Source organism: Amycolatopsis tucumanensis, from assembly GCF_021654135.1.
Lineage (GTDB): Bacteria > Actinomycetota > Actinomycetes > Mycobacteriales > Pseudonocardiaceae > Amycolatopsis_E > Amycolatopsis_E tucumanensis.
Genome location: NZ_JAKGSD010000018.1, coordinates 102,757 through 121,270, shown reverse-complemented (window position 1 = coordinate 121,270; position 18,514 = coordinate 102,757). Strand labels below are relative to the sequence as shown.

20 protein-coding genes are annotated in these 18,514 nt (G+C 71.8%); 3 read left to right on the top strand and 17 right to left on the bottom strand.

The annotated features are described in order from the left end of the window. Nucleotides 1–147 precede the first annotated feature (147 nt). Genes L2C96_RS19580 through L2C96_RS19550 form a run of 7 tightly spaced genes read right to left on the bottom strand, consistent with a single transcriptional unit; the run spans nucleotide 148 to nucleotide 5,195 of the window. A complete protein-coding gene (locus L2C96_RS19580; protein WP_237337269.1) occupies nucleotides 148–1,017 on the bottom strand; it encodes an NUDIX domain-containing protein in 870 nt (289 codons plus the stop codon). Between the two features lie 12 nt (nucleotides 1,018–1,029). Beyond that, the gene (locus L2C96_RS19575; protein WP_027936303.1) at nucleotides 1,030–1,965 is read right to left on the bottom strand and encodes an ROK family protein; all 936 of its coding nucleotides are present in this window, start codon (nucleotides 1,963–1,965) and stop codon (nucleotides 1,030–1,032) included. Between the two features lie 14 nt (nucleotides 1,966–1,979). Continuing rightward, nucleotides 1,980–2,360: a hypothetical protein gene (locus L2C96_RS19570; protein WP_020421044.1), complete on the bottom strand. Its 381-nt coding sequence runs from the start codon at nucleotides 2,358–2,360 to the stop codon at nucleotides 1,980–1,982. After that, the gene (locus L2C96_RS19565) at nucleotides 2,357–3,499 is read right to left on the bottom strand and encodes an ArsA family ATPase (protein WP_237337268.1); all 1,143 of its coding nucleotides are present in this window, start codon (nucleotides 3,497–3,499) and stop codon (nucleotides 2,357–2,359) included. Before L2C96_RS19565 ends, L2C96_RS19570 begins: the two co-directional genes overlap by 4 nt. A gap of 14 nt (nucleotides 3,500–3,513) precedes the next feature. After that, nucleotides 3,514–3,954, bottom strand: coding sequence for an SRPBCC family protein (locus L2C96_RS19560; protein ID WP_017983871.1), 441 nt, complete (start codon nucleotides 3,952–3,954; stop codon nucleotides 3,514–3,516). 27 nt (nucleotides 3,955–3,981) lie between these two features. After that, on the bottom strand, nucleotides 3,982–4,773 hold the full coding sequence (locus L2C96_RS19555) for a metallophosphoesterase family protein (protein ID WP_237337267.1): 792 nt from the start codon (nucleotides 4,771–4,773) through the stop codon (nucleotides 3,982–3,984). A gap of 20 nt (nucleotides 4,774–4,793) precedes the next feature. Then, a complete protein-coding gene (locus tag L2C96_RS19550) occupies nucleotides 4,794–5,195 on the bottom strand; it encodes a hypothetical protein (RefSeq protein ID WP_020421047.1) in 402 nt (133 codons plus the stop codon). A 113-nt stretch (nucleotides 5,196–5,308) separates the two neighbouring features. Between L2C96_RS19550 and L2C96_RS19545 the strand changes: the two genes are divergently transcribed. Genes L2C96_RS19545 through L2C96_RS19535 form a run of 3 tightly spaced genes read left to right on the top strand, consistent with a single transcriptional unit; the run spans nucleotide 5,309 to nucleotide 8,805 of the window. After that, nucleotides 5,309–7,105 (top strand): AMP-dependent synthetase/ligase, encoded by a 1,797-nt coding sequence (locus tag L2C96_RS19545; protein WP_237337266.1) that lies wholly within the window; start codon nucleotides 5,309–5,311, stop codon nucleotides 7,103–7,105. A 21-nt stretch (nucleotides 7,106–7,126) separates the two neighbouring features. Next, complete coding sequence (locus L2C96_RS45110) at nucleotides 7,127–7,903, top strand: MEDS and STAS domain-containing protein (protein ID WP_237337265.1); 777 nt, start codon at nucleotides 7,127–7,129, stop codon at nucleotides 7,901–7,903. Continuing rightward, on the top strand, nucleotides 7,900–8,805 hold the full coding sequence (locus tag L2C96_RS19535) for an anti-sigma factor RsbA family regulatory protein (protein ID WP_237337264.1): 906 nt from the start codon (nucleotides 7,900–7,902) through the stop codon (nucleotides 8,803–8,805). Before L2C96_RS45110 ends, L2C96_RS19535 begins: the two co-directional genes overlap by 4 nt. Here L2C96_RS19535 and L2C96_RS19530 read toward each other — a convergent pair whose 3' ends face one another. The 10 genes from L2C96_RS19530 to L2C96_RS19485 are packed head-to-tail and all read right to left on the bottom strand — an operon-like array spanning nucleotide 8,806 to nucleotide 18,420. Continuing rightward, on the bottom strand, nucleotides 8,806–9,306 hold the full coding sequence (locus L2C96_RS19530) for a nuclear transport factor 2 family protein (RefSeq protein ID WP_237337263.1): 501 nt from the start codon (nucleotides 9,304–9,306) through the stop codon (nucleotides 8,806–8,808). It lies immediately after the preceding gene. Beyond that, complete coding sequence (locus L2C96_RS19525) at nucleotides 9,303–9,779, bottom strand: hypothetical protein (RefSeq protein WP_237337262.1); 477 nt, start codon at nucleotides 9,777–9,779, stop codon at nucleotides 9,303–9,305. Before L2C96_RS19525 ends, L2C96_RS19530 begins: the two co-directional genes overlap by 4 nt. Then, nucleotides 9,776–11,014, bottom strand: a complete 1,239-nt coding sequence (locus L2C96_RS19520) for an MCE family protein (protein ID WP_237337261.1) — start codon at nucleotides 11,012–11,014, stop codon at nucleotides 9,776–9,778. The genes L2C96_RS19525 and L2C96_RS19520 overlap by 4 nt, the downstream gene beginning before the upstream one ends. Next, a complete protein-coding gene (locus tag L2C96_RS19515) occupies nucleotides 11,011–12,195 on the bottom strand; it encodes an MCE family protein (RefSeq protein WP_237337260.1) in 1,185 nt (394 codons plus the stop codon). The genes L2C96_RS19520 and L2C96_RS19515 overlap by 4 nt, the downstream gene beginning before the upstream one ends. After that, a complete protein-coding gene (locus L2C96_RS19510; protein WP_237337259.1) occupies nucleotides 12,192–13,379 on the bottom strand; it encodes an MCE family protein in 1,188 nt (395 codons plus the stop codon). Before L2C96_RS19510 ends, L2C96_RS19515 begins: the two co-directional genes overlap by 4 nt. Next, complete coding sequence (locus tag L2C96_RS19505) at nucleotides 13,376–14,407, bottom strand: MCE family protein (RefSeq protein ID WP_237337258.1); 1,032 nt, start codon at nucleotides 14,405–14,407, stop codon at nucleotides 13,376–13,378. Before L2C96_RS19505 ends, L2C96_RS19510 begins: the two co-directional genes overlap by 4 nt. After that, on the bottom strand, nucleotides 14,404–15,447 hold the full coding sequence (locus L2C96_RS19500; RefSeq protein WP_237337257.1) for an MCE family protein: 1,044 nt from the start codon (nucleotides 15,445–15,447) through the stop codon (nucleotides 14,404–14,406). Before L2C96_RS19500 ends, L2C96_RS19505 begins: the two co-directional genes overlap by 4 nt. Continuing rightward, complete coding sequence (locus L2C96_RS19495; protein ID WP_237337256.1) at nucleotides 15,444–16,766, bottom strand: MCE family protein; 1,323 nt, start codon at nucleotides 16,764–16,766, stop codon at nucleotides 15,444–15,446. Before L2C96_RS19495 ends, L2C96_RS19500 begins: the two co-directional genes overlap by 4 nt. Next, entirely contained in the window at nucleotides 16,763–17,626 is an 864-nt protein-coding gene (locus tag L2C96_RS19490) for an MlaE family ABC transporter permease (protein ID WP_020421059.1), read from the bottom strand. Before L2C96_RS19490 ends, L2C96_RS19495 begins: the two co-directional genes overlap by 4 nt. Then, complete coding sequence (locus tag L2C96_RS19485; protein ID WP_020421060.1) at nucleotides 17,626–18,420, bottom strand: MlaE family ABC transporter permease; 795 nt, start codon at nucleotides 18,418–18,420, stop codon at nucleotides 17,626–17,628. Before L2C96_RS19485 ends, L2C96_RS19490 begins: the two co-directional genes overlap by 1 nt. Nucleotides 18,421–18,514 lie beyond the last annotated feature (94 nt).

Here is an 18,514-nt window from a genome sequence, read left to right as displayed (position 1 = left end):
CCGGCACGAGCGCGGAATTCACCCGCGAAAGCGGACTCGGTGGCAGCGCGCGAGTTCCACGCTCACGCGCCCGGCACGAGCGCGGAATTCACCCGCGAAAGCGGACTCGGCGGCAGCGCGCGAGTTCCACGCTCACGCGCCGGTTCCTCAGTCGGCCACCAGGTTCAGCAGCGTCGCCGGGCCGAGGACTTTCGCGCCCTCCGCCGTCACGCGTGCTCGCAGCTCGCGGTCGGCCGTCACCACCACCACGTGGTCGTCCGGGCGGGCGTCGCGCGTTTTGCGGACGCTTTCCACGATCTGGGAGTCGCCGTCGCGGACCGCGGCGATCACCTCGACCTCGTCGGCCGGTGGCACGTCCCTCGCGTGGCCTTCGACGACCATCTGCACCCGCGGCCACCACGACCAGTCCGCCCCGCCGAGCCCGACGTCCGCGCTGCGCACCCCGTCGCGCGCCAGCCCGGACAACCGGTCCCGCAGCCGCTCCGCCGCGCCTGCCCGGTCCCGCCACCAGCCGTCCGGCCGGGAGCCGACCACGTTGGCCGCGTCGACCACCAGCACCAGCTCCCGGCCGAGCTCGGCGTGCAGCGCGGGCCACGCGGCCGCGAAGTCCGCGTGCAGCGGGAACGAGCCGACCTCGTCCGGCGGCACCCACCGCAGCTCGGCGCTCTCCTCGTTGACCACCCGCTCCCGCACCGGGTGCCGGGTGTTCGCCAGGACCGTCGTGTAGCTCCAGCCGCCGTGGTCGACCACCGACTCCGCGGTGGGCCGCACCGCAGCGGACGGCACCGCGGCCTCCTCCTCCGCCTCACGGGTGGCGGCCTCGCGCGCGGACTCGTGACCGCGGCGCGCGCCGCCGGGCAGCGCCCACGTCTCGCCGTGGTGCGTCCACCAGGCCCGGTGCTGCAGCAGCACACCCCGCTCGGGATCGGTCAGCAGCAGGCCCGCGGCGCCGAAGAGGCCCCAATGCCGGTGGCCGCGCTCGCAGTACACGAAGCCGTCGCCGTCATCAGGGGTCATCGTTCCAGCTTGTCATACCGCCGTGGCTTCGAGCGCGAGCGCGGCGGCCCCCACCAGCGCGGCGTCGTCGCCCAGCTGCGCGGTGCGGATGCGCGCGAGCGGCCGGTGCCTGCCGCCGGTGATCGCCGCCGCGTAGTGCTCGCGGGCCTCGTCGAGGAACAGCGGCGCCGACTCCGACACCCCGCCTGCGATCACCACGATCTCCGGGTCGAACACGTCCGCGACCAGCGCCAGCCCCTCGCCGAGCCACTTCGCCAGCTCGGCCACCGCCCGCTGCGCGATGGGGTCGCCGTCGCGCGCCGCCCCGGCCACCCGCCGCCCGGTCAGCGCGCCCGGGTCCAGCGCGATGTCCCTGGACAGGACCGTGGACGTGCCCGGGTACCTGGCCAGCAGCTCGATCGCGGTCGCGGCCAGCGCGGTGCCGCTGCAGTAGCGCTCCCAGCAGCCGTACTTGCCGCACGGGCACGCCCGCCCGTCCGGCACCACCGTCAGGTGCCCCAGCTCCGGCGCGACCCCGTTCGCGCCGCGGTACAGCTCGCCGTCCAGCAGCAGCCCCGCGCCGATCCCGGTGCCGATCGCCACCAGCGCCGCGACCCCGGCCCCGCGCGCGGCGCCGAAGCGGTGCTCGCCGACCGCGGCGGCGTTCGCGTCGTGCTCCAGTGTCACCGGCAGGCCGACGCGCTTGGCGATCCGGTCCGCCACCGGCGCGTGCCGCCAGGCCAGATGCGGCGCGAACATCACGGTGCGCCGGTCGTTGGCGACGAACCCGGCGACCGCCAGCCCGACCCCGGCGACGTCTTCGTGCCGGTTGCGCAGCTCGTCGATCACCGCGGTGATGGCGTCTTCGAGCGCGTCCTCGGCGGCCGGCGTGCCCGCCCGCGCGGTGTCCAGGATCGAGCCGTGCTCGTCCACCACTCCGGCACGGACGCTCGTGCCGCCGACGTCCAGGCCGATCGCGTGCACTAGCCCTCCCGCCACTGCACCGGGATGCGCTGCACCCGGCCGGAGTCCGGCTGCGGCCGCGGCGGCGGCTGGAACCCGGGCATGTGCACGCCCTCCTGCGGCTCCCACCGGTCGGCCAGCACGGCCCGCAGCAACGCGATGATCTGCGCCGCCTGCTCCAGCACGCGGGCGACGAACTCGGGCTTCTCACCGCGCACCACGGCGACCACGGCGCACAGCGGGCACCAGCCGCAGTCGCTGTCGCCATCGGGCTTCTCGGCCGTGCCGTGCCCGGCGGCGACCACGCCGTCCAGCCAGGGCGCCGCGCGTTCGACGACCATCTCGACGAGCAGCCGGATCTCCTCGGCCAGGCTCGCCGCGGTCACGCCTTCGGTCGTCATCGGTCCTCCCCCGGCTTGGTGAGCGAGACGACGAGACCGTCCGCATCGGACTCGGCGCCGGTGATCCGGCACGGCCGCAACGACTCCGGCAGCGCCACCAGGCGGCGGAACCCGTCGACGGTCACGGCCAGGTCGTCGTCCACCCGCGCCAGGTCCAGCTCGGCCCCGCGGTCCAGCGGCAGCGCCAGCCGCAGCCGGTACCCACCGTCCACTTCGGTCACGTGCAGCAGCGGCGCGGAAGTGGATCCCTTGCCCTCCAGCGGATCCCGCTCGCCGTACAGCTCGGTGGCGATCTCCCGCAGCGCGGGCAGCCCGACCGGCTCGGCGGCGCGGTGCTCCACCCTGGCCAGCTCCCAGGTCAGCTCGTTCAGCACCTCGTCCTGCTGGCGGCGGCGGGTGCGCATCCAGTTCGCGGCCGCCCCGCGCCACACGCCGGGCGCGGGCATCAGCCGGTTCACGATCAGCCCGTCGACCCGGATCCCGCGCAGCGCGAGCGAGCTCAGCGTGCGGCGCGCCTCGGCGACCACGACCCGCTCCGGCGTCAGCACCAGCCGCACGGTGGTGACGGCCGGATCGGTCAGCAGGTCGCGCAGCGCCGAGACGTGCGCCGCGAGGTCGCGCACCGACCGGGCCAGTCCCCGCGAGCCGGTGAGCGTGAGCTGCCAGCCGAACACCTTGTCCAGGTACCCGGCCACGGCCTCGGGAAGCGCGAGCAGCCGCAGCGTTTCCGCGGTCGGCCCGCAGTCGACCACCACGACGTCCCAGCGGCCTGCCTCGGCCAGCCGCTGCACCTCGGTCAGCGCGAGCAGCTCGTCCACGCCCGGCAGGACGCTCAGCTCCTCGGCGTCCAGCGCGTCCACCCCGGCGCCCGCGAGCGCGCCCTTGAGCCTGCCGCGCAGGTCCTGCCAGATGTCGTCGACGAGGCCGCGCGAGTCGACCTGCGCGCCGTGCAGCCGGGTGTCCACGTCGGACGGTTCGCGGCCGAGGCGCTCGCCGAACGCGTCGGCCAGCGAATGCGCGGGGTCGGTGGACACGACCAGCGTCTTGTACCCGCGGGCGGCCAGGCCCGCCGCCGTCGCCGCGGCGAGCGTCGTCTTGCCGACGCCTCCCTTGCCGGTGAACAGCAGCAGCCGGGTCATGGGCCGTCCCGCCCTCAGGCGAGGTCCTCCACGCGGCGCTTGAGCTCCTTGAGCGCGGTGTCCATGACCATCTTCTCCGCCTTGCGGCGCAGCAGCCCGATCATCGGCAGCACCAGCTCGACCGACAGCGTGTAGGTGACCCGCGTGCGGTTCCCGACCGCCTCCAGCTCGTAGCGGCCGTCCTGCGCCTTCTGCATCTGGCCGCGCACCAGGTGCCAGCTGACCGACCGGCCGTCGGCGGCCCAGTCGTACTCCAGCGTGTAGACGTCCTTGATCGGGCCGGCGTCCAGGGTCAGTTTGACCTGCTTGGGACGGCCCGCGTCGTCGGTCGCGAGCACCTCGGTCTCCCGGACCTGCTTGGCCCATTCCGGGTACGACGCGAAGTCCGCGATCACCGCCATGACCTTCTCCGGCGGCGCGTCGACCTCGATGGACTGCGTGGACTGGTCGGCCATGGCGGAGAGGTTACCGCCTGGCCCGCGTCACCACCGCAGGACGTACGGGCGCCCGGTGACCTTGAAGTGGCCGACGTTGCGGCACTCGGTGCGGCCCACCCGCAGGCGGGCCGACAGCGGCTGGTGCACGTGGCCGAACAGCGACCACCGCGGCTGCTCCGCGTAGACCAGCGCGCGCAGGGCTGACGAGCCCAGCTCGTGCCGCCGGGCGACCACGTCGTAGGTCAGCTCCGGCAGCGCGGGCGGCTGGTGGGTGCACAGCACGTCGATGTCGGTGAGCTTGCCCACCGCCTCGTCGAACTCCTCCTGCGTGCGCAGGTAGGGCCGCCACACCGGGTTGGACCGGCGGATCGTGGCCCCGGCCGGCAGCACCACGCCGCCCGCGAAGCCGAACCGCAGGCCGCCGATCTCGACGACCTCGCCCTCGACCAGCCGCACGTCATCACCGGCGAACTCGGGCCACAGGTCCGGCGAGTCGACGTTGCCCGCGATCGCGTAGGTCGGCGCTGTCATCGCCGCGAACATCGCCGCGTACTGCTCGCGGACGGCCTCCTCGACGGCGGCGGCCGGGTCGTCCAGGCTCGACCACAGCGACTTCGAGAAGGCGATCGACTCCTCGCGGGTGCCCTCGCGGCGCAGCCGGGCGAACGTGGCGACCTTCTCCGGGCCGAACAGCGTGCCGAGGATGCCCTGGTCGTGCTGGTGGTAGTCGACGAAGTCGAGCAGGTCGCCGAGGACGATCAGCGCGTCCGCCCCATCACCGGCCTTGGCCAGGGCTTCCGTGTTCCCGTGGACGTCCGAGACGACATGAACGCGCATGATTGCCCAGTTTAGCGATGCTAAGAAGTCCGCGGGGGAATCCCGGGCTCCCGACCGTCCTCCAGGATCTCCTTCAGGCCCAGCGCCACGGCCTTGGCCGCGCGGGCCCTGCGGTCGAATTCGCGGCGCAGCTGCCGGGGGCTCATTTCCCCGGCCGGGCTCGCGCGCAGGAAGTAGTGCAGCAGCGTGCCGTCCAGCGTGCGCTCGAGCCAGACCTCCATCGTGCCGACCAGCGCGCCCCGGACGGTCCAGCGCAGGCCCTCCTCGCCGCGGTCGGTGTAGACCTCGAGCACCAGGTCGGGCCAGTACCGCCGCCACGCGGCCGGGTCGGCGAACACCGCCGCCACGGTGCCGGGCGGCACCGCGAGGAAGGTCTCGTCGACGATGTCGATGCTGGGCGGCGCACCGTTGAGCGTGCTCACGCGAGTGAGAATGTCATGCCCGTGTTACCGGCGGTCCGCCCCCTTGGTCGTAAGGTGTCACCGACGCTAAGTTGTGACTGGCGAGTAACACCCTTGAACCACGGAGGTCCACCGTGCGCGAGTACAGCGCCCCGGCAGTGCAGCCGGTTGCCGATGACGAGAACCTCGCCGACATCGTGTGGGCGAACGCCGAGCGGTTCCCCGACGCGATCAGCTTCCGCCGCCAGGTGGACGGCTCGTGGCTGGACGTCACGGCCCGCGAGTTCGCCGCCCAGGTCATCGGCGTCGCGAAGGGCCTGGTCGAGGCCGGGATCGAGCGCGGCGACCGGGTCGGCCTGATGTCCAAGACCCGGTACGAGTGGACGCTGATCGACTTCGCCATCTGGGCGGCGGGCGCCGTCACCGTGCCGATCTACGACACGTCCTCGCCCGAGCAGGTCGCCTGGATCCTGTCCGACTCCGGCGCCAAGGGCGTCTTCGTGGAGACGAGCGAGCACCTGGCCGCGGTCGACGAGGTCCGCGACCGGCTGCCCGGCCTGCAGTACACCTGGCAGATCGAGGCGGCCCGCCCCGCGGTGGACGAGCTGACCACGCTGGGCGCCGACGTGGCCGACGACACCGTGCACGAGCGGCGCCGCATCGTGCAGGCGGGCGACCTGGCCACCATCGTGTACACCTCGGGCACCACCGGCCGTCCCAAGGGCGTCGAGCTGAACCACCGCAACCTGCTGGCCGAGATCCGGGCCGACATCAACGCCTTCCCGCAGCTGATGGAGCAGGGCAACTCGCTGCTGTGCTTCCTGCCGCTGGCGCACGTGCTGGCCCGCGCGATCGCCGTCACCGCCGTCACCGCGCGCGTGACGCTCGGCCACACCCCGGACGTCAAGAACCTGGTGGCCGACCTGGGCACCTTCCGGCCGACGTTCGTGGTGGCCGTGCCGCGCGTGTTCGAAAAGGTCTACAACGGCGCGAAGCAGAAGGCGCACTCCGAGGGCAAGGGCAAGATCTTCGACCGGGCCGAGCAGGTCGCGGTGTCCTACAGCGAGGCGCAGGACACCGGCGGCGCCGGGCTGGGCCTGAAGGCGCAGCACCTGCTGTTCGACAAGCTGGTCTACGGCAAGCTGCGGGCCGCGCTCGGCGGCCGCTGCATCGCCGCGGTCTCCGGCGGCGCGCCGCTGGGCGCCCGGCTGGCGCACTTCTTCCGCGGCATCGGCGTGCCGGTGTTCGAGGGCTACGGCCTGACCGAGACCTCGGCCGCGGCGAACGTGAACACGCAGGACGCGTTCCGCGTCGGCACCGTGGGCCGCCCGGTGGCGGGCACCTCCGTGCGGATCGCCGAAGACGGCGAGGTCCTGCTCAAGGGCGACGTCGTGTTCGGCGCGTACTTCAACAACGAGACCGCCACCAAGGAGGCGCTGGAGGACGGCTGGTTCCACACCGGCGACCTCGGCGAGCTCGACGACGACGGCTTCCTGAAGATCACCGGGCGCAAGAAGGAGATCATCGTGACGGCGGGCGGCAAGAACGTCGCCCCGTCCGGTCTCGAGGACACCATGCGCGCCCACCCGCTGATCTCCCAGGCCATGGTGGTCGGCGACCAGCGCCCGTTCATCGCCGCGCTGATCACGATCGACGAGGAGTTCTTCCCGGCCTGGAAGTCGCAGAACGGCAAGCCGGCCGACGCGACGGTCGCCGACCTGGCACAGGACCCGGACCTGATCGCGGCCGTGCAGGGCGCCGTCGACGAGGCGAACAAGCAGGTCTCGCACGCCGAGTCGATCAAGAAGTTCGTCATCCTCGGCAACGACTTCACCGAGGCGGGCGGCGAGATCACGCCGAGCCTGAAGCTCAAGCGCAACGTGGTGACGAAGAACTACGCGACCTTCATCGAAGGCCTGTACCAGAAGTAACGAGACGACTACGCTGTGTCGGTGCTTCACGATCACCGGTGCTGGGCCTTCGAGTCCACGGCGGATTTCCGGGCCCGCGCGCGGGAGTTCCTGCGCGACGGGCTCGCCCGCGGCAGGCAGGTCTGGTTCGTCGCGCCCGGCGAGCCCGCGCTCGACGGGCTGGACGACGCGTTGCGCACCGGCGCGGCGCGGACGGTCTCGCTCGACGAGACCTGCCCCGCGGGTGCCGTGGTCGATCCGGACGAGCAGGCGCGCAACTACGCACTGGCGACCGAGGCCGCGCTCGCGGCGGGCTACACCGGGCTGCGGGTCGCGGCGGACTGGACGCCGCTCGTGACCGCCCCCGGGCAGCTCGACGCGCTCGCGCGCTACGAGCACGCGGTGGACCGGTACGCCGCGGTGCGCCCGTTCTCCGCGATGTGCGGGTACGACCGCGGGCAGGTTGGTGACGAGGTGGTGGCGAGGGTGGCGTCCATGCATCCGGCGACGAACGCCGACCCCGGGTTCCGGCTCTTCGGCTCGGCGTCGGCGTCGGCCGCGCTCGCCGGGGAGCTCGACCTCTCGACCGAGGAGCTGCTCGTCGAGGCGCTGCGGCGGGCGGATCCGCAGCCGGTGGCGGGCAGCCTCGTGCTCGACGTGCGTGGCCTGCGGTTCGCCGACCACCGCAGCTTGACGCGGCTGGCCGAGCACGCCGCGAACCGTGGTGCGACACTGGTGTTGCGTGATCCCTCGCCGGCCGTCTCCCGCCTGGTCGAAGTGCTGGGGCTGTCGACGGTGCGGGTGGAGGGGGCCGCGTGACCGCGTTCGTGCACCCCGCGCTGTTCTACAGCTCCGACGACGAGTACCTGGACGCCCTCGTGCCCTTCGTCACCGACGGCCTCGCGCGGCGGGAACCGGTCGCGGTCGCCGTGCCCGGTGACCGGCTGTCCGTGCTGCGGCCCGCGGTCGGCTCGGACGAGGTGCTGTGGCTGGACATGACCGAGGCGGGCCGCAACCCCGGCCGGATCATCCCGACGGTTCTTCGCCGGTTCGCCGACGCGCACCCGGACCGGCACGTGCGCATCATCGGCGAGCCGATCTGGGCGGGCCGCTCGGCCACCGAGTACCCGGCGTGCGCGCAGCACGAGGCGCTGATCAACCACGCGTTCGACGGCCGGGACGTGACGATCGTGTGCCCCTACGACACGGCGGCGCTGGAGCCGTCCGTGGTCGCCGACGCCCGCGAGACGCACCCGGAGGTGTGGGAGGCGTCGCGGCGGTACGCCAGCGAGCAGTACGCGCCGGACGACGTGGTGGCGCGCTACAACCAGCCGGTGCCGGCCGCGGCGCCGGTGGACTTCGCGGTGACCGGTGACTGGGGCGTCCGCGAGGCCCGCCACTGGGCGGCGGAGCAGGCGCGGGTGTTCGGCCTGAGCGAGGTCCGGGTGCCCGATCTGGAGCTGATCGTCACCGAGCTGGTGACCAACAGCCTGCGCCACGCCGGCGGCTCGTGCCGGGTCGAGCTGTGGCCCGCGGACGGCCACCTGTGCTGCGCCGTGCACGACGACGGTTTCCTGGCGGACCCGCTGGCCGGGCGGCGCCCGCAGCCGCCGGGCGCGCTGGGCGGGCGCGGGCTGCTGCTGGTGCACCAGCTGGCCGACCTGGTGCGCACGTACACGCAACCGGGCCGGACGACGCAGTACGCGCTGCTGCGCCTGTGATCACAGCGGCGTCAGCGCCGCGATCTTCCACGCCCCGTCCACCTTGCGCGCCACCACGGACAGAGCCGCCGAGGACGACGTCTGCTGCCCGTTCGTCGTGTTGAGCATCTGCTGTTCCAGGAACGCCAGTGCCCGCGCGGAATCGCCGTCGAGGTCCTGCAGCCCGAGCGACGCCACCGTCGTGGTGCGGATCAGTTTCTGCGACACCGCCTGCTCCTGCGCCGCGGCGAAGGTGTCGCGATACTGGGTCACCGCGTCGTCCACCAGGACCGACGCGGCCGCCCGCTCGGTGCGCGCCAGGTTGCCGTAGTCGTAGGAAAAGACCGCTTTCAGGGCCGCGCTGATCTGCTCCGAGGCCTCGGCGGTCGCCGCCGGGTCCGCCAGCGCGGCGTTCGAGGTGCGCCACTGGCCGGCCTGCACCGCGGCCCACCCGGCGAACCCGCCCGCCAGCACGATCACCGCCGTGAGCACCGAAACCCACGTCGCCACACGGGAAGTCACGAAGCCCCCTGCACGGCCGTGATCTTCCACGTCCCGTCCGCCCGCGCCACGTCCGCGGTCAGGTGGCTGCGGCCCGGCTTCGGCTCACCGCCACCGGACGCGATCGACACGTCCAGCACCGCGATCACCCGCGCCGCGTCGCTGTTCAGCTCCGTCACGGCGATCTGCCGCAACGACGCCGTGGCGACGAGCTTCCCCGCGGTGGCCCGGTCCACCTGCCCCTGCCGGTCCCCGCTCAACGACGAGCCCAGCTGGCCGCTCGTCACCGCGATCCACCGGTCCAGCGCGGCCCCGGCCTCGCGGTAGTCGATCGTGTTCAACGCGACCAGCGCGTCACCCGCGGCGGCGATCACCGCGTCCCGGTCGCGGGCGCGGACCAGCCCGTCGTCGTGCGCCGCGCTCCACCAGCTCCACCCGAACCACGCCGCCGCCAGCACCGCCACCGCGGCCAGCGCGCTCAGCACCCGTGTCATCCCGGCAGCCCCAGCAGCTGCCCGAGCGAACTCGCGGTACCGGTGACCAGCCCCAGCACGCCGGGCATCTGCGCCGACGTGGACTGCGCGGGCGCCGGCGCGGGGTCGTTCGGCTTCGCCGGGTTGACCGGCTTGCCCGCGTACGGCGCGTTCTGCGCGCCACGCACCCCGGTCGCGCTGCCCGGCGGCTCGGCGCAGTAGGCCTGCCGGTTGGCGGGCACCTCGCGGGTGTCGTTCGCCGGGCGCTGCTGCGTCGTCTCGTAGCCCTTGGTGCACGAGTGCGGGTCGAAGAAGTTCAGCACCAGCCCGAGGTGGCCTTCGCCGTTGGACCACACCGACCGCGTGAAGGCCGAGATCACCGGGTAGGCGACCAGCAGCTGCTCGATCGCGTCCGTGCGCACCGAGGTGATCTGCGCGGTGGTGAGGAGGTTCGCGATCAGCACGCCGAGGTCGGTGCCGGAGGTCGCGAGGATCGTGTCCAGGTCCCGGGCCAGTCCGGGCGTGGTGTCGATGACCTTCCGCAGGTCCGGGTCGGCGCCCTTGAGCTGCTCGGCGATCGTGCGCAGCCCGCTGGCCATCGAGGTGATGGTGTCGGCCTGCCGCTGCTGGGTGTCCAGCACGACCCGGCCGTCGGCCAGCAGCCGCGTGGTCTGCGGCAGGTTCTCCGTCGCCGCCGTGGTGAACGAGTTCGCCGTGTCGAGCAGCTGCTGCAGGTCGTGGCCGCTGCCCGCGAACGCGTCGTAGGTCTCGTCCACCACGGTCTTCAGCGACTGGGTGTCCACACTGGACACCAGGCGGTCCAGGTTGGCCAGCACGGTGTCCGGCGAGAGCGGGATCGCCGTGCGGTCGCTGGTGATCACCGACCCGTCCGCGAGGTAGGGCCCGTCCTGGTGCTTGGGCCGCAGGTCGACGTACTGCTCGCCGACCGCCGACCGGGTCGCCACCACGGCTTCGGTGTCGGCCGGGATCTTCTCGTCGGAGGTGATGTCCAGGTCGACCGCGACCCCCTCGTCGGTCAGGTGCAGCTTGGACACCCGTCCGACCGCGACGCCGCGGTAGGTCACCTCGGCGCCCTCGAAGATCCCGCCCGACTCGGTCAGGTTCGCGGTGACCAGGTACCCGCTGGTGCCGAACAGCCGGTCCAGCCCGGCGTACCGGCCGCCGGCGTAACCGACGGACGCGAGCGCGATCAGCAGGAACGCGATCAGCTGGATCCGGTGCTTGCGGGTGATCACGGCGTCCCTCCCAGCAGGTTGCCGAGCAGGTCGCTCAGTCCGGGGAGCAGACCGGTCACCGGGTCCGGCTGGGTCTGCGCCTGCGGCGTCGCGGGCTGCGGGATCGGCAGTGGCGGCGCTGCGACCTGCGTGCTGCTCTGGTTGTTGCTCGGCAGCTCGATCGACGGGAACTTCCCGGAGTTGGCGATGTTCTGGAAGATCGCGTCCAGGTTCAGGTCGATCCGCGCGGTCACGTTCGCGTAGTCGCCCTTCACCACGTCCCCGGCGACGTCGGGCAGCGGGTAGGTCGGCAGGATCTTCAGCGCCTCCGGCAGGTTCGTGCCCGCTTCGGCCAGTTTGGACAGTGTGGGCGCCAGCGCCCGCAGGTCCGCCAGCAGCGACTCCCGGCTCGCGTCGATCGTGTCCACGGCCACGCCGGACAACCGGTCGAGCGACTGCAGCATCCCGACGAGCTGGTCCCGCTGCTGGGTCACCACGGCCATGCCGGGCGCGAGGTCCTCCAGCGCGGTGGTCAGGTTCGCGGTCTGGGCGACGAGCGTGCCGGACAGCCGGTTGAGCCCGTCGATGGCCCGGATGATCTCCGACTTCTGCCCGTCCAGCTCGGTCGCGATCCGGTCCACCCGCGCCAGCAGCGCGCGGATCTCCGCCTCGTTGCCGGTGAGCGCGTGGTTCAGCTCGCGGGTGATGTCGGCCAGCTGGTTCACCCCGCCGCCGTTGAGCAGCAGCGACAGCGCGCCCAGCACCTCCTCGACCTCGGGGTTGCGGTTGGTGCGCGCCAGCGGGATCACCGAGCCCTCACGCAGCGGCGCGGCTGCCGGTTCCCCGGCGGGCTCGGCGAGCTGCACGAACTTCTCCCCCAGCAGGCTCGACTGGCGCAGCTGGGCGAAGGAGTTCTCCGGCATCTTCAGGTCGCCGTTGAGGCTCATGTGCACGATGGCGGACCTGGTGTCCGGCGCCAGTTCGACGCTGTCGACCCGGCCGATCGGCACGTCGTTGACCTTCACCGCGGCCTGCGGCACCAGGTCGAGCACGTCGGCGAACTGCGCGGTGATGCGGTACGGGTGGTCGCCGAGGTCCGCCCCGCCCGGCAGCGGCGTGTTGTAGAGCCCGGAGAACCCGGCCGTGCCGCAGCCGGCGACGAGCAGCAGCACCCCGCACAGCGCCCCGGTCAGCCGCCTCACGATCCGGCCTCCGGGATGTCGACCAGCGGCAGCAACGGCAGCGGCGGGAGCTTGCCGCTGTTGATGTCGGCGAGCAGTTGCGGGATCGAGGGGACCTTCGCGATGCCCTCGACCACCGGGGCGATCGCCTCGCACACGTCGCTGACCGTCGTCGGCAGGCCGACCGGCGTGGACGCCTTGATCAGCCTGCACAGCGTGGTGATCAGCGGGTTGGTGAACTCGTTGGCGTTGTAGCGGATCGCGATGCTGCCGGACGCCGCGTCGTAGGAGTTGATGAAGTTGGTCATGCCGGTCGGGCCGACGTCGAGCACCTCGGCGAGCGCGGCGCGCTGGTCGACGAGCACCTGCGTGATGCCGGCCAGCCGGTCCACATTGGACGTGAGCAGATCCTTGTTCTCGGCGACGAAGCTCTGCACGTCGCCGAGCGAGGAGCCGAGCGCGGCCAGCGCGGCGCTGACGTCGTCGGAGTCCTCGGCGAGGAAGCCCGTCACGTTCCCCAGCCGCTGGTAGAACTCGTTGAGCTGCGCGTCGCTGTCCGCAAGCGCGGTGGTGAACGACTGGAGGTTCCGCACGGTGCCGAACAGGTCGTCCTTCGAGTTGTCGAGCGTGCGCGACAGGTTCGCCAGCTCGGTGACGGTGCTGTTGAGGTTCAGCCCGTTGCCGTCGAGGTTGGCCGCGGCGGTGTCCAGCAGGTTCGACAGCGCGCCGTTCGCGTTGGCGCCGGTGGGCCCGAGGCTGGTCGACAGCTTGTCGAGCGTGCCGTAGAGGTCGTCCAGCTCCATCGGCGTCGCGGTGCGGTCCTGCGGGATGAGCGTGCCGGACGCCATCACCGGCCCGCTGTCGTAGGCCGGGGTGAGCTGCACGTACCGGTCGCTGACCAGGCTCGGCGCGACCACCACGGCGCCGGCGTCGGCGGGGATTTGCACGTCGTCGTCGACGCGCATGTCCACGCGTACCACGGCGCCTTCCGGCGTGACGCCGGTGATCTCGCCGACCGGCACGCCGAGGACGCGCACCGACGATCCGGCGTAGAGGCCGACGGTCCGGTCGAACAACGCGGAGATCCGGGTGCCGCCGCTGTCCCGGAGCACCAGATACAGGCCGGCCGTCACCAGCAGCGCGAGCACGCACCCGGTCGCGATCCAGCGGTACACGCCGCGCGAGGCACGGCTGTCGAGCGTCATCCGCCCCCCAATCCCTGGTCCGGCGCGGAGATCGGCGGCGTGCAGCCCTCGGGGTTGATGGACAGCCCGCCCGCCTTGATCACCGGCGGCAGCAGCCCGCAGATGTAGCCCTCGAACCAGCGGCCGTTGCCGGTCGCGTTCGCGCCGACGCGGGTGAACGGCGCGAGCAACTCGAGGCTGCGGTTCAGGTTGTCCTGGTTGTTCTGCAGGATGGTGGTGACCTCGCCGAGCCGTTCCAGCGTCGGCCGCAGCTGCGCGCGGTTGTCGGCGACCAGTCCGGACAGCTGGGCCGCGAGCTGCTGGGTGCCGGTGAGCAGCGCCTTGATCGCGTCCCGGCGCCGCTGCAGCTCGCCGAGCAGCAGGTTGCCGTCGTTGATGATCGCGGTGAGCTGGGCGTTGCGGTCGGCGAGCGTCCGCGACACCTGGCTGGTGTTCGCCAGCAGGTTCGCCAGCTCCTGGTCGCGCGAGGACACCGTGCGCGACAACGCGGACAGGCCGGACAGCGTGTCCCGCAACGGTTGCGGGGTGTCCTTGAGCGCGTCGGCGACCGCGTCGAAGCTCTGCGCGAGCTGGTTCGTGTCGATCTGGCCGACCGTCGTGCTCAGCTGCTGGAAGGCGTCCTGCAGCTGGAACGGGGTGGTGGTGCGCTCGACCGGGATCGGCTCGTCCGGGTCCTGCGCGCCCCCGCCCTTGGGTTTGAGCGCGAGGTACTTCTCCCCCAGCAGCGTCTTGATCTCGATGGAGGCCGTCGACTCGTCGCCGACACGGGTGTTCTCCACCTTGAACTTGACGAGCACCTTCCTGCCGGCCAGCGACACGTCGGTGACCTGGCCGACCTTCACCCCGGCCACCTGCACCTCGTTGTCCGCCGCGAGGCCCGCGGACTCGGCGAAGTAGGCCTGGTAGGTGGTCCCGGTGCCGAGCAGCGGCAGCTCGTCGGAGAAGTAGGACACCAGGGTCACCAGCACGACGAGCACGAGCGTCACCGCGCCGACGGCGGCCTGGTTGCGGTCCTTGAGCGCCTTCATGACGGCTTGCACCTCTCCGGGAGCTCGGTCGCAGGCAGCGGGAGCAGCGGCAGCGTGATGTTGAGCGACGTCACGCCGATGGTCCCGGTCAGACCGCAGAGGTAGTAGTTGTACCAGCTGCCGTAGCTCAGGGTCCGGGTGAACTTCTCCAGGTTGCCGGGCAGCTTCTTCAGCAGTTCGTCGATCAGCTGCCCGGAGTCGGCGAGCGTGCCGGACAGCGTCCCGAGCGCGGCGATGTCCTGCTGGACCGGCGGCCGCGCGTCGGCGAGCAGCCCGGCGGTGGCGTCGGTCAGCTCGCCCAGCGCGGACACCGCGTCGCCGATCGGGCCGCGCTGGGCGGCCAATCCGGACACCAGCTGCTGGGTCTGGTCGATCAGGTTCGACAGCTGCGGGCCGCGGTCGTTCACCGTGGTCAACACGGTGTTGAGGTTGCCGATGACCTGGCCGATCACCTCGTCGCGGTCGGCGATGGTCTGGGTGAGCGACGCGGTGTGCGACAGCAGGCTCTCGATCGTGCCGCCCTCGCCCTGGAAGACCTGGATGATCTCGTAGGAGAGCTGGTTGACCTGCTGCGGGTCCAGGGCCGCGAACAACGGCTTGAACCCGTTGAACAGCACGGTGAGGTTCAGCGCCGGTTGCGTGCGTTCCGGCGGGATCATGCCGCCCGCCGCCAGCTGGTCGTCCCCGGGCACGTTGGTGCCCAGCGACAGGTACCGCTGCCCGACGAGGTTGCGGTACTTGACGGTCGCGGTGACCGAGCCCGGCAGGCGGTAGGCCGACTGGACGGTGAAGTGCACGTCGGCGTAGCTGGTGTCGCCGTCCTGCTCGACGGTGATCTCGTCCACCTGCCCGACCTTCACCCCGACGATCCGCACGTCGTCGCCCTCGTGCAGGCCGGAGGCGTCGGTGAAGCGCGCGGTGTAGGTGGAGGTGACGCCGAAGTTGGTGTTGGCGATCGTCGAGCCGAGGATCCCGGTCAGCAGCACCGTGACGGCGGCGAAGATCAGGATCTTGATCAGCGACGGGACGAACCGGTTCACCGGACCTCCACCTCCACCCCGCGGTAGAGCGGGCCGGCGAGCAGGGTTCCCCACCCCGGCACGTCCTGCGGCGCGGCCGGGGACAGCAGCGCCGCGACGAGGTCCTGTTCGGCGGGCGAGTTCGCGACCGATCCGGTGGTGGACGACCCGCCGTCGATGATCCCGTTGCTGGGCAGCGGAACGCTCGCGCCGGGCCCGGCGGGCGGGTGCGTGGAGCCGTCCTGGATCGGCCCGCCCGGTGGGTACTGCGGCCAGCGACCGGGCGGCAGCACCATCGGGTAGCAGCGCGGCCCGCGCTTGTCGAGGTACTCCGGTTCGTCCTTGCCCGGCTCGTACTTGGTGCGGTCGGCGACGAACCGGATCGTCACGTGGTTCATCTTGTCGGTGCCGGCGCCGAAGGCCTCGTACGCGCGCGGCACGGCTTCGGCGAGCTGCTGCAGCAGGCACGGGTACTCCGGCGCGTACTTCGCGAGAACCTCCAAAGTGGACTGCGAGGTGACCGTGAGGTTGATCAGGTTGGCCTGGTTGACGCGCAGGAAGCTGTCCAGGTTGTCGCTCGCGTTCGTCACCGACGCCCAGACCTGGGTCAGCGCCTGCTGCTTGTCCACCAGGGTCTTCGTGGTGGTGGTCAGGTCGGCCAGCGCCTGCAGGAAGTCCGGCGCGGCCTGGTCGTAGGTGTCCGCGACGTTCGCCAGCCCGGTGATGTCGGCCTTGATGTCGGGCAGCGACGGGTTCAGCCCGGCCAGGTACTCGGACAGGTTCACCAGCGTGGCGCCGAGCTGCTCGCCGCGGCCGTCGAGCGCGGTGGAGACCGCGTTGAGCGTGCTGGCGAGCTTCTGCGGCTGGACGGCCTGCAGCAGCGGCATGACGTTGTTCAGCACCTGCTCCAGCTCGATCGCCGAGCTGGACCGGTCCTGCGGGATGACGTCGCCGGCCGCGATGTGCCGGGCGGACGGATCCGGCGGGATCTGCAGGGCCACGTAGCGTTCGCCGAACAGGGTCTTGGGCAGCAGGCGCGCGGAGACGTTGTCCGGGATCAGGCTCAGCTGATCCGGGTCCAGCGCGAGTTCCAGCGCGGCGTGGTCGCCCATCGCCTGGATCGAGCGCACCTCGCCGACCACGACGCCGCGGATCTTGACGTCGGAGCCCTTGCGCAGCTGGTTGCCGACGTGGTCGGTCTCCAGCCGCACCATCGCGACCGGGGTGAACTCCTTGTTGTAGGCGGCGACCGTGGTGACGAAGAACAGCCCGCACACGACGAGGAACACCAGGCCGAGCACCTGGTGCCAGAGCCGCCGCAGCAGCACCGCCCGTCTCATCCCGCGATCCTCACCGTCGTGGTCGCGCCCCAGACCGCGAGGCTGAGGAAGAAGTCCAGTACCGAGATCAGCACGATCGACGTCCGCACCGCGCGGCCGACCGCGACGCCGACGCCGGCAGGCCCGCCGCTGGCGGTGTAGCCGTAGTAGCAGTGCGACAGGATCACCAGCACGCTGAACACGATCACCTTGCCGAACGACCACAGCACGTCCTCGGGCGGCAGGAACAGCCCGAAGTAGTGGTCGTAAGTGCCCGCCGACTGGCCGTAGAGCCACACGGTGACTTGGCGCGAGGCCAGGTAGGACGACAACAGCCCGACCGCGTACAGCGGGATCACCGCGCCCAGCCCGGCCAGCACGCGTGTGGTGACCAGATACGGCAGGCTGGGCACCGCCATCACCTCGAGCGCGTCGATCTCCTCCGAGATCCGCATGGCGCCGAGCTGAGCGGTGAACCCGCAGCCGACGGTCGCCGACAACGCGAGCCCGGCGGCCAGCGGCGCGACCTCACGGGTGTTGAAGTAGGCCGAGATGAACCCGGTGAGCGCGGCGGTGCCGAGCTGGTTGAGCGCGGCGTACCCCTGCAGGCCGACGATGAGACCGGTGAACAGGGTCATGCCGATCATCACGCCGAGTGTCCCGCCGATCACCGCCAGACCGCCGGTGCCGAAGCAGACCTCGGTCAGCAGCCGCAGCGTTTCCCTGCTGTAGCGGCGAAGCGTGCGCGGCGCCCAGGCGAGCGCGCGGACGTAGAAGGAGAGCTGGCTGCCCAGTCCCTCCAGCACGGCGCCGGGGCGCGCGATCATCTCGAGTGTCCGGTCGGACACCCCGGGCTGTCTCTCCAGCGTATCGGCGGTCATCACAGCGCTTTCGGCGGAATGATCCGCAGGTAGATGGCGGTCAGCACGACGTTGATGAGGAACAGCAGCAGGAAGGTGATGACCACGGCCTGGTTCACCGCGTCGCCGACGCCCTTCGGCCCGCCGGCCGGGTTGAGCCCGCGGTAGGCGGCCACCACTCCGGCGACGAACCCGTACAGCACGGCCTTGATCTCGCTGACGTAGAGGTCCGGCAGCTGCGCCAGCGCGTTGAAGCTGGCCAGGTACGCGCCCGGGGTGCCGCCCTGCATGACGACGTTGAAGAAGTAGCCGCCGAGCACGCCGACCACGCTGACCAGGCCGTTGAGCAGCACGGACACGACCATCGCGGCGAGCACGCGCGGCACGATGAGGCGCTGGATCGGGTTGACCCCGAGCACCTCCATCGCGTCGATCTCTTCGCGGATCTTGCGCGCGCCGATGTCAGCGCAGACGGCGCTTCCGCCGGCGCCCGCGACGAGCAGGGCGGTGATCAGCGGGGCGGCCTGCTGCACGATGGCCAGCGCGCTGGCCGCGCCGGTGAACGACTGCGCGCCGATCTGCTGCGTCAGCGAACCGAGCTGCAGCGCGATGACCGCGCCGAACGGGACGGCGACGAGCGCGGTGGGCAGGATCGTCACGCTCGCGAAGAACCAGCACTGCAGGATCCACTCGCGGAACTGGAAGGGCCTGCGCGGGATCGCCCGCAGCACTTCCCAGGCCAGTGTGGACAGGCGGCCGACCTGGGCGAGCGCGGCGGTGCCCGGTACCGTGAGCGTTCCCGTGCGTGACCCCATCACACCTCCGCGACCCCAGCCTCGTTGCTCTGAGTCTTACTCCCTTGCGGGAAACCGCTTTGCGTTAGCGGTGTTTACTTCGTATTCCCGTGAA